A 14007-nucleotide genomic window follows, 5' to 3' on the forward strand; every position below is an offset into this window, starting at 1 on the left:
GCTATGGTAATATGCCATAAAAATACGACAACTCAATTATCATCGTAAATTTAGAACACGACATTAATTTAATCCTACGTTCAAAACATATATTTTATTTTAAAAAATAAAATATAATTCTTTATCTGTCGCTTTGAAAAATTAATTAACCCATGCTCTTTTTAGCTCTTCCTCTTTAGATTTATCATGGAGCCAGCGACTTAATTTTTGCAAGCTTCTCAACCCTCTTTTACCTTCTTTGTAGGTCAGTACAAAGTGGTTTCCGGTGCTCATGGGTAAATCACATGGAATGACCATATCACCATTTTCCAAATCCTTGTGAATAGCAAATCGGGGCAATAACGCCATGCCAAGATTGGAGCGCACAGCAGAAATCAGCATCGATAAAAGATCAAAACGTGGCCCCATTCGTACTTTAGGGCTATTAACGCCTGATAATGTAAACCAGTCATGCCACGAATCTAAACGAGTTGTTTGATGAAGCAACGTAAGTTCATCCATCAACTGCTCTGCAAGCATCACTTTTTTCTCATCCTGCCACAACATCCGGCTGCAGACAGGCACTAGCTCTTCTTCAAACAAGTGCTCATTTTCAGCCCACGGGCTACAGAAATCCTCACGCATAATTGCCGCATCGTATTTCAAATTCAGAAAATCAGCAGGCGTAGTCAGCGCCACTAAATTAAGGACAATCTCAGGATGCTTCTCATGAAAGTCACTGAGATTTGGAATGAGCCAATGTGTGCTAAATGTTGGTGTAACCGCCAGCTCCAACACTTGCTGAGTTGACTGGTAAGACATAATGCTTTGCGTATCTCTTTCCAGTTGCTCCAATGTATCTCTGACTAAACCAAGATAATAACGACCCGCATCATTGAGGAAAATTCGCTTACGGACATGGTGGAATAATGACACATTAAGTAGCTCCTCCAGTGCTGTAATTTGACGGAAAACAGCACTTTGGGTTAACGCTAACTTTTCTGCCGCTCGCGTGTAGCTTTCATATTGAGCAACAGCTTCAAATGTCACTAATAAATCAGTTTTAGGAATTTTACACCGCATTATAGCTCACCCATTATTTCATAAAACACCGATTAAATAGTTGTGTGTACCTGGGCACAACTAATATTCAAATATTGATAGCGACGCTTCTTTTTTTGATTTTTAAAATACACATTTCTATTTAGATAGACATGGGTCTCCGTCATTTTTGTGATAGCCCTCATGATTATCAATAGCAATATCATATTAAAGATAAAAAATAAGCGAATAAACCAAAACTATAACGAAGGACATTGCACATTTAAATATTGATGCTTTAGCGTTAACACAAATAAAATAAAACCATAATTTAATATGAAAATCATATAGTTATAAAAACAAACATTAAATGCGAAATATTTGAAAGAGATCATTCCATAAAATGATTAAATATTGGGAGCAAGGTCAAATATATAATCTAATATTTATGAATAATGATGCGGAGTTTAATAATCATATGCCGTTTTTATATAACGCATTTCTGGTGATTAATTTTAATAAAATTAAAAATCTTATCGGCCATAAAGGTTGCTCGAATGAGTAAAGGAAAAGTATTGTTAGTTGGGGCGGGACCGGGGGATGCATCTCTAATCACTGTAAAAGGATTGCTAGCCATTCGTGAAGCTCAAGTTATTGTGCATGACCGTCTGGTTAATCTTGAGTTAATTTCTCAAGCACCACCCCATTGCCAAATTATTAATGTGGGGAAAACCTCAAATCATCATCCAGTCCCACAAGAACAGATCAATAAAATCTTGGTCGAGCATGCCCTGGCGGGGAAAAATGTTGTTCGTCTTAAAGGAGGCGACCCTTATGTATTTGGCCGAGGTGGAGAAGAAGCCGAGGCACTTGCCCATGAAGAGATCCCTTTTGAGATAATTCCAGGTATCAGCTCAGCTATTGGCGGTTTAGCCTATGCCGGTATCCCCGTGACCCATCGGCACTACGCTTCCAGCTTTCATGTGGTCACCGGGCATATGTGTCAGGGAAATGAACCACAAAACTGGGATATTTTGGCCCAACTGGATGGGACGTTAATCGTATTAATGGGAATGACGCGACAAGAGGAGATCTGCCAACGCCTAATCGACGGAGGTAAATCACCCGACACCCCCGCCGCCGCCGTGATGTATGCCAGCCAGCAACGGCAAGAGATAGCAAAAGGGACACTGACCACGCTAAAAGATGAAATTGTACGTAAAAAATTACATGCCCCCGCACTGTTAGTGATTGGTCATGTCGTCAATCTTAGTGATGTTCTGGCTTTTACTGCCCACCAAATTGATATCAGTCATGAACCACTATTGCAGGCAATCTGAGTATGTTGTCAGCAATAGTTATTTGTTCCAAGGGGCCAGCAGTGCAGAAGAACGGCATTCAATCCGTCAGTTATATCAGGCATCCAGACCACATCTGGCCACAGGCTGTTTCTCATGGCTGAAGCCCGTTGCCCAGCCTCTTGCGGTGAACTGATCCAAGGGTGGATTTTTGGCGGAGAAAAACTTATCTCTTGCCCGATTAACTGGTTTAGCACCGTTTCAGTTACCGAAGGGGAACCGAGCTGGCGTGAACGACCGCGTATGCGTCATATGGTCAGGCAAGTGTTGGCGCATTTTGGCGAGCCTGCCCAATATAGCGAGAATATCTGCATTGCGTTTGAATCCACTATTCCCGTGGCTAAAGGATTAGCCAGTAGCACCGCCGATATTGCCGCAACAGCTATCGCGACCAGCCGCTTACTGGGTAAATCACTGAGTGACGAATCACTGGCCAAACTCTGCGTGGCAGTTGAACCCACCGACAGCACGATATTTAAAGATCTCACCCTTTTTGATCACCAGACCGCGCAAAGTCATCATCCCTTTACCTGGCGACCCGACATCGACATTCTGCTACTTGAAAGTACACAAACGCTGTTAACCGAAGAGTTCCATAAACGAAATCGCCAACCCTTGTTACTTAAACAGGCAGCCAACTTAGCCAATGCTATGCAACTGTTTCAACAGGCTAACGATACCCAGTGCCACTATCGTTTGGGCGAAGCCACCACGCTAAGTGCCGTCGCCAGCCAGTCAATGCTGCCTAAGCCTGAATTTCATCAGTTACTGGATATCGTTGAGCGCAGCGGAATTTATGGTTTGAACGTAGCCCACAGTGGCAGCGTTATTGGTTTGCTGTTCAATCATCAACGACACGATCTAGACCGCCTTATCAGCACACTGCATCAACCACAGATAATTAAGCACTATCCGCATATTCATATTGTCAAAATGGTTGTGGGTGGCGTGCGTTGATGAACATATTATTTTCGCAAACATCATTGATTTTTAATATTCAGCTAATGTGATAATAACTCACTATTATTTTTAACATTATAACTCTCACATCTATAAAATATCTCATATTAATTCATTAAATATAGCCAACCAACAGAAAACAAAACTAAACCCTAGAAATATAAATATGATAAGCATCACACAAACAGAATTAACCCATAACTTTTATATAGATCACACTATCACTCTAAATAATCACATTCATTTTTAATTATATTTATAACCATGCGTTAACAAAAAACAAATAAAATAAACAACAGATTGATTTTAAAGAATTTATTCAATCTAAACCGCCAATTTAAAATAATTTATTTTGCTTTTTTTATTTTTTTCAAGATGTCCTGACAATAAATCAATTGTATTTAATTTGTTGGAAAAGCACATTATAAGCCAGCCAATTCCCAGTGAATTGCCATCGATACCTGAAGAATAAAATAGATAATCTTGATTTACGCGTAGAGGGCTAAAAAAATAAATTTAGCTCTCTACTCACAAAACCAATATACGGATCGTAATCTACATAGAGGACTTAACATGCAAAATCCAACAATTGTTATTGGCGTCATTGGTGCTGATTGCCATGCTGTTGGTAATAAGGTGCTAGACCGAGTGTTTACAATGCACAACTTCAACGTCATCAATCTCGGAGTGATGGTGAGTCAGGATGAATATATTGATGCTGCCATTGAAACCGGTGCTCACGCCATTGTCATCTCCTCTATCTATGGGCACGGTGAAGTGGATTGTATTGGTATGCGTGAGAACTGCATTGAACGCGGAATTGGCGAAATCTTGCTGTATGTCGGCGGAAATTTGGTTATTGGTAAACATGCATTCTCAGAAATTGAGTCAAAATTCAAAGAGATGGGATTCAACCGCGTCTTCGCACCCGACACTGATTTGGAATTAGTCTGTTCTTTAATGAAAGGCGATATTGAACATGCCATGCAACCAGAAGCAGCGGCTGGGGGCGTGCAATGATCACCGTTTCTATCGATATCGGCTCCACCTGGACAAAAGGGGCAGTGTTCGAGGTGGGAGATGATGACCATATTGATGTGAAGAATTATGCATTATCTCCTACTACGCCACACCATTTGGCTGAAGGATTTTTTTCGGTATTGAATAAGATCCTGAATGTTGCCGATGCACGCCCTTTATTAGCGTCAGGGCAGGTCAATATTGATTACTCCTCATCGGCCAAAGGCGGATTAGCGGTTGCTGCTATTGGGCTGGTGCCCAATATTACCCTCGAATCCGCCAAGGTCACCGCGCATTCTGCGGGGGCTAAAGTGTCACAACACTTCGCCTATAACCTGAATAAATCAGATGTACGGGCTTTAGAAGCATCACCGCCGGATATCCTGTTATTTACCGGTGGTACTGACGGCGGTGACTACGCTCATGGCCTGTCGAACGCGAAACTATTGGCTCAATCTAAATTGAAGTGCTCCATTATTTATGCCGGAAATCGCGACTTGCAAGATGACGTATTGGAGATCCTCGGTGATAAAGATTTAACCATCGTTAATAACGTGCTGCCCAATCTCGACAGCCCTAATCCATTTGATGCGCGTAAGGCTATTTGCAACATTTTCCTTAAGAAGATTATTAGAGGGAAAGGTTTAGACGTCATTGTTGATCAAACGGGTGAAGACCCACTGCCTACGCCCTATTCAGTCTTCGAACTGGTGCAACAAATTCGCCAATACGTACCCGATTGGGAAACGTTCATGTTGATAGATATGGGGGGTGCCACCACCGATGTTTACTCCTCCTATAACAGTCATATGCTGCCCGACACCGTGATACACGGGATCCCAGAACCGCTGATTAAACGAACCGTCGAAGGTGACCTGGGGATGCGCGTTTCAGCGATGAATGCCGGCGAAACCGGTATGCCGATGATTGCTCATTACTTCTCACACCAACAAAGTCAAATTGATGCTTTTTATCGATATTTAACCCATATCACTGCACATCCGGGCTATTTACCCCGTAGCGACGAAGAAGTTGTTTTCGACCAATTGTTGGCTGGGATTTGTGTCGGATATGCCACTGAACGTCATGCGGGCAAAAAAACACAGGTTTGTACCTGCGCAGGCAATATTGACCTACAGGTCGGTCGCGACTTAAGCCTGGTTAAAAAGGTGATTGGCACTGGCGGGTGGCTATCCCGAGCAGAATCATTCGATATTCATAACTGGCTGAAATATCGCAATTTAGATGATGAGGGCAAGCAGGTTCTGCTCCCCGGCAAGTTTGAATATTACAGAGATACACAAGGTTTACTTCCCCTGCTCGCCAATGTCGCCCGTCGCTTTCCTAAAGCTGCCGCCCAAACTGGCGTTCGAATTTTGAACAAGTAAAAACTGGAGTCATGATGGAACTTCGCAACAAAAAGATTTCTTTAGATCACTTTATGTCAGAACGTTTTCACGTCTTACAAACGTGGCACACCGGCAAAGACGTTGAGAAATTTGAAGATGGCGTTAAGTATCAGCAAACAATTCCTGAGTCGAAAAATTTTGCCCGGGCATTATTTGAAGCAGACCGCCAAGGCATTACGTTGAGCCAACCTCGTGCTGGGGTCGCATTAATCGAAGAACATATCGCACTGCTGACAGCGTTGCAAAAAGATTGCGACCTCCTACCCACCACGATTGATGCCTATACCCGCCTTAATCGTTACGAAGATGCAGCCATCGGCATCCAAAAATCTATCGAAGCAGGGACATCAAAACTCAATGGTTTACCGGTCGTCAACCACGGTGTAACAGCTTGTCGCAGCATTACTGAAAGTTTGTCTAAACCGTTGCAGATCCGTCACGGAACACCTGATGCACGGCTGCTGGCCGAGATAGCAATGGCCAGTGGGTTTACCAGCTACGAAGGCGGCGGGATCTCCTACAACATTCCTTATGCAAAACGCGTAACGCTGGAGAAATCCATTCGTGACTGGCAGTACTGCGATCGCTTGATTGGGGTATATGAAGAGCATGGTATTCGTATTAACCGCGAGCCATTTGGCCCATTGACCGGCACCTTAATCCCGCCGTTTGTGTCCCATGCGGTCGCGATTATTGAAGGTTTACTCGCGCTGGAACAAGGTGTCCGGTCTATCACCGTGGGCTACGGCCAGGTGGGTAATATTGTGCAAGATATCGCGGCTATCCAATCATTACGCGAGCTGGCTCATGAATATTTCCACGCTAATGGCTACGACAATTACGAGTTGAGTACCGTGTTCCATCAATGGATGGGGGGATTCCCAGAAGATGAGTCCCGTGCATTCGCGGTTATCTCTTGGGGGGCCGCAGTAGCGGGGATGGCCGGTGCTACCAAGGTGATTACCAAAAGCCCACATGAGGCCTACGGGATCCCAACTGCCGAGGCAAATGGTCAAGGATTAAGAGCCTCGAACCAAATGCTGAACATGGTTCGTGACCAAAAATTCCCACCTTGTCTGGAGGTCGATCGCGAGGTTGATCTGATTAAACGTGAAGTTCGCGCCGTTATGAACAAAGTGCTGGAACTGGGTCAGGGCGATATTGCGATAGGTACCGTACGTGCCTTTGAAGCGGGAGTCCTTGATGTGCCATTTGCCCCCGCCACCTGTAACTCCGGCAAAATGATGCCTATCCGCGATAACCACGGCGCCATCCGCGTCTTCGATCCGGGTTCAGTACCCCTGCCTGAAGATGTACTAGCACTCCACCATGATTTTGTTGCTGAACGCGCTAAAGAAGAAGGCCGTGTACCTTCATTCCAAATGATTATTGATGACATTAACGCTGTATCCCACAGTAAATTAATAGGAAGACCATAATGAAAATCAAACACGCTCTGTTCACCGCCGGTTACTCATCTTTCTACTTCGATGACCAACAAGCAATCAAAAATGGCGCGAAATTGGATGGGTTTATCTATCAAGGCAAGCCGGTGACTGAGGGATTCACGTCAATTCGGCAGGCAGGTGAATGCGTCAACATCCAATTAATTTTAGAAAATGGGGCCGTGGCAGTGGGTGACTGTGCCGCAGTGCAATACTCAGGCGCTGGTGGTCGTGATCCTTTGTTTATCGCAGCAAATTTTGTTCCTTTCTTAGAAAAACATATCAAACCCCTACTGGAAGGGCGCGATGTCAGTGAGTTTCGTCTGAATGCCCGTTTCTTTGACGACGTGACCATTGATGGCAAACAGCTACATACCGCCATTCGTTACGGCCTTTCTCAGGCATTGCTGGATGCCACTGCGTTAGCTACCGGGCGTTTAAAAGCCGAGGTAGTGTGTGACGAATGGCATCTGCCGCTGGTTGCCAAACCTATTCCGCTGTTTGGTCAAAGTGGCGATGACCGTTATATCGCTGTGGATAAAATGATCGTTAAAGGCGTCGATGTTCTGCCACATGGTCTTATCAACAACGTTGATGAAAAACTGGGCCGCAATGGCGAAAAACTGCGTGACTATGTGAGTTGGTTAGCCAAACGCGTGGCTGAACTGCGCGTTGATCCTAACTACAAACCGAATCTGCATATTGATGTTTACGGCACCATTGGCCTGATTTTTGACATGGACCCAATGCGGTGCGCTGAATATATCGCCAGTCTGCAAGAACAAGCCGGCGATCTGGATCTGTATATCGAAGGGCCGGTTGATGCGGGCAATAAACCAGACCAAATCCGCCTGTTAACTGAGATTACCCGCAATCTGGCAAAACTCGGTTCGAAAGTCAAAATTGTGGCCGATGAATGGTGTAACACCTATCAAGACATCATCGATTTTACTGATGCGGGTAGTTGTCACATGGTGCAGATCAAAACCCCTGATTTGGGCAGTATTCACAACATCGTGGACGCAGTTCTTTACTGCAATAAAAAAGGGATGGAAGCGTACCAGGGGGGGACTTGTAACGAAACCGATATCAGCGCTCGCACCTGTGTGCATGTCGCTATCGCCTCCCGTCCGATGCGGATGCTAATCAAACCGGGGATGGGTTTTGATGAAGGGATGAACATTGTGTTCAACGAGATGTCTCGCACCATCGCGCAACTTAATGCAAAGGCTAACTGATATGTCTAAGACCTTTAAAATTCTCTCACCAACGGCCATCTTGGGGTACGGATTCCCGGAAGAGAGCTTTATGAAAGCGATGGAGGAGTCACCTGATTTAATCGCCGTAGATGCTGGATCCTCTGACCCCGGCCCTCACTATTTGGGTGCCGGTAAACCTTTTACCGACCGCGCTGGAGTAAAACGCGATCTGCGCTATATGATAACCGCAGGGGTGAAAAATGGTATTCCTGTGGTTATCGGTACTGCGGGTGGTTCAGGTGCTGCACCGCACCTGGAGTGGTGTCGCCAGATAATTTTAGAGATTGCCAAAGAGGAATCGCTCAACTTTACGCTGGCTGTTATCCCTGCCGACGTCAGTAAAGAAGTGGTGCACGCCGCCCTTGATGCCGGCAAGATTCAGTCGCTGGATTTTGTCCCTGAACTGACTCATGAAGCCATTGATGCCACAACCTATATCGTTGCTCAAATGGGGATCGAGCCTTTTCAGGAAGCATTGCAAGCGGGCGCACAAGTGGTGTTAGGTGGCCGTGCTTATGATCCCGCCTGCTTTGCGGCGTTACCGATTATGAGGGGATTCGATGAAGGTCTGGCGTTGCATTGTGGCAAGATTTTGGAATGTGCTGCTATTGCAGCAACACCGGGATCAGGCTCCGACTGCGCAATGGGTATTCTGGACGAAACTGGCTTTACCTTAAAAACCTTCAACGAGAAACGTCAATTTACCGAAACCTCGGCCGCGGCACATACCTTGTATGAAAAATCTGACCCATATTTCTTACCCGGCCCCGGCGGCGTGTTGAACCTGAAAGCCTGTCGCTTTGAAAATGTCGGCAACGGCCAGGTTCGTGTCAGCGGGTCAGTACATGAAAACACGCCATACACCGTGAAGTTGGAAGGCGCACGTCCGGTGGGCTATCGTACCCTGAGTATTGCCGGCACCCGTGATTCCATTATGATTGCCGGTATTGATAATATTTTGGTCGAAGTACGCAACAGTGTCGAAAAAAACCTCAAAATCGATCCTGATGCGGTGAAGCTCAATTTTCATCTGTACGGCAAGAACGGTGTCATGGGCAAAATGGAGCCAGAGCCAGATACCACTTCTTATGAATTGGGTATTTTGCTGGATGTTGTCGCCCCGACTCAAGCCATGGCTGATAGCATATGTTCACTCGCCCGCTCTACTCTGCTTCATTATGGTTATGCCGGGCGAATAGCTACTGCGGGTAATTTGGCCTTCCCATTCTCTCCGTCAGATATTCGAGCGGGACTGGTTTATGAATTCTCCATTTATCATTTGATGGAATACACACCAGAAGTTGCATTTAAATTCCGCTTGGAAAATGTAACAACCGAAGGAGTGGTAGCATGAAAAAATCAATTTTAGATTTGGCACACGTTGTCAGATCGAAAAATGCCGGTCCTTATGAATTAGTGCTGGATATTTTATTTAAGGATAAAGAGATATATTCAAGCATTAAAGCATCAGGGCAATTTAAAAAAGAACTGATTGCGCAACTCTATAAAATTGACCCCAAATTTGTACACCGCATTGTTTGGTTCGATCCCGCCAATGCTGTCAAGGTAGTCATACCGCGCAGCCTGGTATCGGGTGCAGTAGGCGATACTGACGTCTATGGTGCTCAGCAACATGCACCATTATTGAAACTCGAGTTTAGCATTTAGTATTTCATTAACTGTAGCAATAGAAAAAACACTCTAATAATCCGGTGCACTGCGCTGCGTCATTCGCTTCGTCCTGCACCGTGATTAATATAGAGGCAAATACAACATCAGCACTGTTATTAATTAAGTTTAGAGCAACGATACCACCCTACTTATAAATGGAATCCTTATGAAATCAAAAAATTTGACCACAATGATCATATTGGGTCTGATAATAGGTATTATTGTCGGATTTTTAATTAATTCCTTTAGCAGCCCTGAGTTCGCTAAATCATACTCATCTGAAATATCTATTTTCACCGATATTTTCCTGCGATTGATCAAAATGATCATTGCTCCATTAATCATCTCAACATTAGTGGTTGGGATTGCCAAAATGGGGGATGCCAAAACCTTAGGGCGCGTTTTCTCAAAAACGCTGTTCTTGTTCATTTGCGCCGCATTCATTTCCATTCTGCTCGGGTTGGTGATTGTTAACCTGTTAAGACCCGGTGATGGGATTAACTTCGTGGCGGAGACTGCCAGCGCTGTTGACGGTATCGCACCAGTACCATTCTCGGCTAAGGTGTTTATCTCACACGCTATCCCAACCAGTATTGTGGATGCGATGGCACGCAATGAAATCCTGCAAATTGTTGTGTTCTCTATATTTATGGGAATTAGCCTGTCCGCCATCGGTGAAAAAGCTACCCCTATCGTTTCGGTATTAGATTCGTTGGCACACCTGATGCTAAAACTCACAGGTTACGTCATGTTGTTTGCCCCTCTGACCGTATTCGCTGCCATTTCAGCCATGATTTCTGAGCGTGGCTTAAGTGTATTAGTCAGTGCCGGTATCTTTATGGGCGAGTTCTATCTCACCCTCGGCCTGCTGTGGCTTATTTTGATTGGTTGTTCGATACTTCTGATTGGCCGCTGCACGCTGCGCTTAATTAAAGGCATCAGCGAACCCGCGCTGTTAGCTTTTACCACCTCAAGTTCTGAAGCGGCCTTCCCTGGTACGTTAGAGAAATTAGAAGAGTTTGGCGTATCCAACAAAATTGCCAGTTTTGTGTTGCCGATTGGTTATTCCTTTAACCTTGTAGGCTCCATGGCATATTGTTCGTTCGCGGTCATATTTATTGCTCAGGCATGTAATATCCATTTGAGCATGGGTGAGCAAGTCACCATGTTATTGATTCTAATGCTGACTTCTAAGGGCATGGCGGGGGTTCCACGTGCTTCATTAGTGGTTATTGCCGCAACGTTGAGCCAGTTCAATATCCCGGAAGCAGGGTTGATTCTACTGATGGGTGTTGATCCCTTCCTCGATATGGGCCGTTCTGCCACTAATGTGATGAGTAACGCAGTTGGTGCAGCATTGGTTGGGCGTTGGGAAGGTGAACACTATGGTGAAGGCTGCCGTGGCGTGGCAAAAGCGCGCACGGAAACTATCATGGTTAAAGAGATGGCGGTGATTCAAGAGACATTTACTCTCGAGGCGCAGGCCAAGTAATAGCCGCTCTCTGTTTGTTCCCGCTGAAAAAGCAAAAAGCCCAAGCTTGCAATAAGCTTGGGCTTTAAATTTGGCGGAAGGATAGAGATTCGAACTCTAGGACCTGTTACAGTCGACGGTTTTCAAGACCGTTGCCTTAAACCACTCGGCCATCCTTCCAATGGGCAGCATTATCATCTATAGCGCGATGATATGTCTAGTGTTTCATTTAGAAAAAATTGAAATTCGATTCGTTTGGTTAAACTTCACACCAAAATTGGTCAAAAAAAGTCTGTGCGGCTAAAAATGGCGCGCCTTTTGATAAACCATCGGCTGTTTTCAATGCACGTAAGAGCTGCCTTCGGCGGATAAACATCCTGTCCTAACAATACCAGCCTGATGACCGACACAAAAAAACGCGGCCAGATTGACCGCGTTCTGCCTCAGAACTTATCCTGTAATCAGAATTAGAACTGGTAAACCACACCAACAGCTACGATATCATCAGTGTTGATACCGGCGTTTTTGGTAAAGGTATTTTCATCCAACAGGTTGATTTTGTAATCAACGTAGGTGGACATATTTTTGTTGAAGGCATAAGTTGCGCCGACATCAACGTATTTCAACAGATCCTGGTCACCATAACCGTTGCCAAGGTCTTTACCTTTGGATTGCAGGTAAGCCACGGATGGGCGCAGGCCGAAATCAAATTGATATTGAGCCACTAACTCAATGTTTTGCGCTTTGTTAGCATAACCTGCATCGGCATTGTTATTGCCGAAATCACCGAAGCGGGTCAGGTTATAAGTCTGAGTATAGTTAGCCGCCAGATAGACATTGTTGGCATCGTATTTCAAACCACCGGTGTATGCATCTGCACGGTCACCGTGACCAAATTTCAGGTTATTTTGATCAGTAGTACGCAGAGAACTGGCCATCGCCGCAGACGCACTCACACCCCAGCCCAAATCGTAAGATACGGACATACCGTAACCATCACCATTCTGCCCTTGTACATCACGGCCATTATTGGTTTCAGTACCGTTACCATTTTTGCCCTGATATTGCAGCGCAAAGTTCAGGCCGTCCACCAGACCAAAGAAGTTGGTGTTACGGTAAGTCGCCATGCCGTTACCACGTTGAGACAGGAAGTTATCCGCACCATATGTATCGCCACCAAACTCTGGCAGCACGTCAGTCCATGAAGTTACGTCGTACAGCACACCATAGTTACGGCCGTAATCCAGAGAACCGTAATCCGCAAATTTCAGACCCGCAAAGCCAACACGCGTGAAGTTGCCTTGATCCTGACTTTCAGCTTTATTCAGGTTTGCCTGATATTCCCACTCGCCATAACCGGTCAGTTGGTCATTAATTTGTGTTTCGCCTTTTAGGCCGAAACGCATGTAGGACTGATCGCCATCATTGCTTTTATTGTCAGAGAAATAATGCAGACCATCAATTTTACCGAACAAGTCCAGTTTGTTGCCGTCTTTGTTGTAAATTTCAGCTGCACCTGCACTACCTGCGACTAATAAAGCCGGAACCAGCAGAGAAAGAACTCGAAGTTTCATCGTTATTATCCTCTATTATTAGATTTGATTATGCCACTGCTCTTTCGAGCAATTACTCCCAATGGGGTTTCTCTATTGTGGGAATAAGATTAGGATTAATCTATACAGAAAATGCTACTAAGTGACGGATAATGTTTCATATACCCAACAAAGTATTTCAAAATGTAAATACTGGCGAACTTTAACAAATATTAAAAACACTAAAAATATAGCACTTATAATCAAGAGCAAATATAATTCACATATAAAACAATATGTTGAAAAAATACATCAGCAGCACAAATTGATAAGTAAAATACAATAATCGAGGGCTATAATACATCCGCTATCATCATTATTTTTACTTTTATTCACATTATGGCTTATGTGGCCAGATAATTAGTTAGTGTTACGGCCGGTCTTTGACCGGCTTTTTTATTGCCAATAATATATAGTTAAGTATATTCATAGTGAGCACGTATTAACAAGATGAAATAGTAGCCGAATAATATAGTTTCATGGTTTTATTTAAGCACAAATAGCTTAAAAATATCTAATCAGTGATTATAATGCCCTATGGATGACCGTTCAATTATTCATCAACGATGAATAATTGAACGGTTCACTCTCTACTAGAAATAATCCTCGGCTAATCATTTTTGATTTTAAGCCACAATCTTATTGAGTGATACGGTTATCCTGCGGTGTATTTAGGATGATAAAAACCACATTTTAGCCTAATGAGTAGCTAAAGAGAGGCCAGCTATGCCATGCATATATAGGGCTTAGAGTCATGGGGTGCCCGCAAGCAACCGTATATAAAAAGCAACTATTCTACTAA

The 14007-nt window shown here is 44.3% G+C and carries 11 protein-coding genes and 1 tRNA gene; 9 read left to right on the plus strand and 3 right to left on the minus strand.

Annotation, left to right across the window (positions count from 1 at the left end; genetic code table 11):
• Positions 1 to 141: 141 nt before the first annotated feature.
• Entirely contained in the window at positions 142 to 1062 is a 921-nt protein-coding gene (locus Q2T72_RS14475; protein WP_083158314.1) for a LysR family transcriptional regulator, read from the minus strand.
• A 515-nt stretch (positions 1063 to 1577) separates the two neighbouring features.
• Here Q2T72_RS14475 and cobA point away from each other — a divergent pair.
• The 9 genes from cobA to Q2T72_RS14520 all read left to right on the plus strand — a co-directional run bounded on the left by cobA (position 1578) and on the right by Q2T72_RS14520 (position 11634).
• On the plus strand, positions 1578 to 2360 hold the full coding sequence (gene cobA, locus Q2T72_RS14480) for a uroporphyrinogen-III C-methyltransferase (protein ID WP_083158313.1): 783 nt from the start codon (positions 1578 to 1580) through the stop codon (positions 2358 to 2360).
• Between the two features lie 114 nt (positions 2361 to 2474).
• Positions 2475 to 3335 carry a GHMP kinase gene (locus tag Q2T72_RS14485; protein WP_372569363.1) on the plus strand — a complete coding sequence of 287 codons (861 nt, stop codon included), beginning with the start codon at positions 2475 to 2477 and terminating at the stop codon, positions 3333 to 3335.
• A gap of 576 nt (positions 3336 to 3911) precedes the next feature.
• The gene (gene glmS, locus Q2T72_RS14490) at positions 3912 to 4358 is read left to right on the plus strand and encodes a methylaspartate mutase subunit S (protein WP_083158311.1); all 447 of its coding nucleotides are present in this window, start codon (positions 3912 to 3914) and stop codon (positions 4356 to 4358) included.
• Positions 4355 to 5746: a methylaspartate mutase accessory protein GlmL gene (gene glmL / locus Q2T72_RS14495; RefSeq protein WP_372569364.1), complete on the plus strand. Its 1392-nt coding sequence runs from the start codon at positions 4355 to 4357 to the stop codon at positions 5744 to 5746. The genes glmS and glmL overlap by 4 nt, the downstream gene beginning before the upstream one ends.
• 14 nt (positions 5747 to 5760) lie before the next feature.
• The gene (locus tag Q2T72_RS14500; protein ID WP_083158309.1) at positions 5761 to 7206 is read left to right on the plus strand and encodes a methylaspartate mutase subunit E; all 1446 of its coding nucleotides are present in this window, start codon (positions 5761 to 5763) and stop codon (positions 7204 to 7206) included.
• Entirely contained in the window at positions 7206 to 8450 is a 1245-nt protein-coding gene (locus Q2T72_RS14505) for a methylaspartate ammonia-lyase (protein ID WP_102970385.1), read from the plus strand. The genes Q2T72_RS14500 and Q2T72_RS14505 overlap by 1 nt, the downstream gene beginning before the upstream one ends.
• 1 nt (position 8451) lies before the next feature.
• Positions 8452 to 9825 (plus strand): acyclic terpene utilization AtuA family protein, encoded by a 1374-nt coding sequence (locus tag Q2T72_RS14510; protein WP_083158308.1) that lies wholly within the window; start codon positions 8452 to 8454, stop codon positions 9823 to 9825.
• Positions 9822 to 10139: a DUF4387 domain-containing protein gene (locus Q2T72_RS14515; RefSeq protein WP_372569365.1), complete on the plus strand. Its 318-nt coding sequence runs from the start codon at positions 9822 to 9824 to the stop codon at positions 10137 to 10139. The genes Q2T72_RS14510 and Q2T72_RS14515 overlap by 4 nt, the downstream gene beginning before the upstream one ends.
• 169 nt (positions 10140 to 10308) lie before the next feature.
• On the plus strand, positions 10309 to 11634 hold the full coding sequence (locus Q2T72_RS14520) for a dicarboxylate/amino acid:cation symporter (RefSeq protein WP_083158306.1): 1326 nt from the start codon (positions 10309 to 10311) through the stop codon (positions 11632 to 11634).
• Between the two features lie 71 nt (positions 11635 to 11705).
• Here Q2T72_RS14520 and Q2T72_RS14525 read toward each other — a convergent pair.
• Positions 11706 to 11793, minus strand: a tRNA-Ser gene (locus Q2T72_RS14525).
• A 287-nt stretch (positions 11794 to 12080) separates the two neighbouring features.
• Positions 12081 to 13187 carry a porin OmpC gene (gene ompC / locus Q2T72_RS14530; protein WP_083158305.1) on the minus strand — a complete coding sequence of 369 codons (1107 nt, stop codon included), beginning with the start codon at positions 13185 to 13187 and terminating at the stop codon, positions 12081 to 12083.
• Between the last annotated feature and the right edge of the window lie 820 nt (positions 13188 to 14007).

It is taken from the genome of Yersinia sp. 2466 StPb PI (assembly GCF_041538325.1).
Taxonomy (GTDB): domain Bacteria; phylum Pseudomonadota; class Gammaproteobacteria; order Enterobacterales; family Enterobacteriaceae; genus Yersinia; species Yersinia enterocolitica_E.

What these genes read in the sequence shown, in the direction of transcription:
- Q2T72_RS14475 (WP_083158314.1), bottom strand. Translation starts at nt 1,062, where the DNA reads ATGCGGTGTAAAATTCCTAAAACTGATTTATTAGTGACATTTGAAGCT.
- cobA (WP_083158313.1), top strand. Translation starts at nt 1,578, where the DNA reads ATGAGTAAAGGAAAAGTATTGTTAGTTGGGGCGGGACCGGGGGATGCA.
- Q2T72_RS14485 (WP_372569363.1), top strand. Translation starts at nt 2,475, where the DNA reads ATGGCTGAAGCCCGTTGCCCAGCCTCTTGCGGTGAACTGATCCAAGGG.
- glmS (WP_083158311.1), top strand. Translation starts at nt 3,912, where the DNA reads ATGCAAAATCCAACAATTGTTATTGGCGTCATTGGTGCTGATTGCCAT.
- glmL (WP_372569364.1), top strand. Translation starts at nt 4,355, where the DNA reads ATGATCACCGTTTCTATCGATATCGGCTCCACCTGGACAAAAGGGGCA.
- Q2T72_RS14500 (WP_083158309.1), top strand. Translation starts at nt 5,761, where the DNA reads ATGGAACTTCGCAACAAAAAGATTTCTTTAGATCACTTTATGTCAGAA.
- Q2T72_RS14505 (WP_102970385.1), top strand. Translation starts at nt 7,206, where the DNA reads ATGAAAATCAAACACGCTCTGTTCACCGCCGGTTACTCATCTTTCTAC.
- Q2T72_RS14510 (WP_083158308.1), top strand. Translation starts at nt 8,452, where the DNA reads ATGTCTAAGACCTTTAAAATTCTCTCACCAACGGCCATCTTGGGGTAC.
- Q2T72_RS14515 (WP_372569365.1), top strand. Translation starts at nt 9,822, where the DNA reads ATGAAAAAATCAATTTTAGATTTGGCACACGTTGTCAGATCGAAAAAT.
- Q2T72_RS14520 (WP_083158306.1), top strand. Translation starts at nt 10,309, where the DNA reads ATGAAATCAAAAAATTTGACCACAATGATCATATTGGGTCTGATAATA.
- ompC (WP_083158305.1), bottom strand. Translation starts at nt 13,187, where the DNA reads ATGAAACTTCGAGTTCTTTCTCTGCTGGTTCCGGCTTTATTAGTCGCA.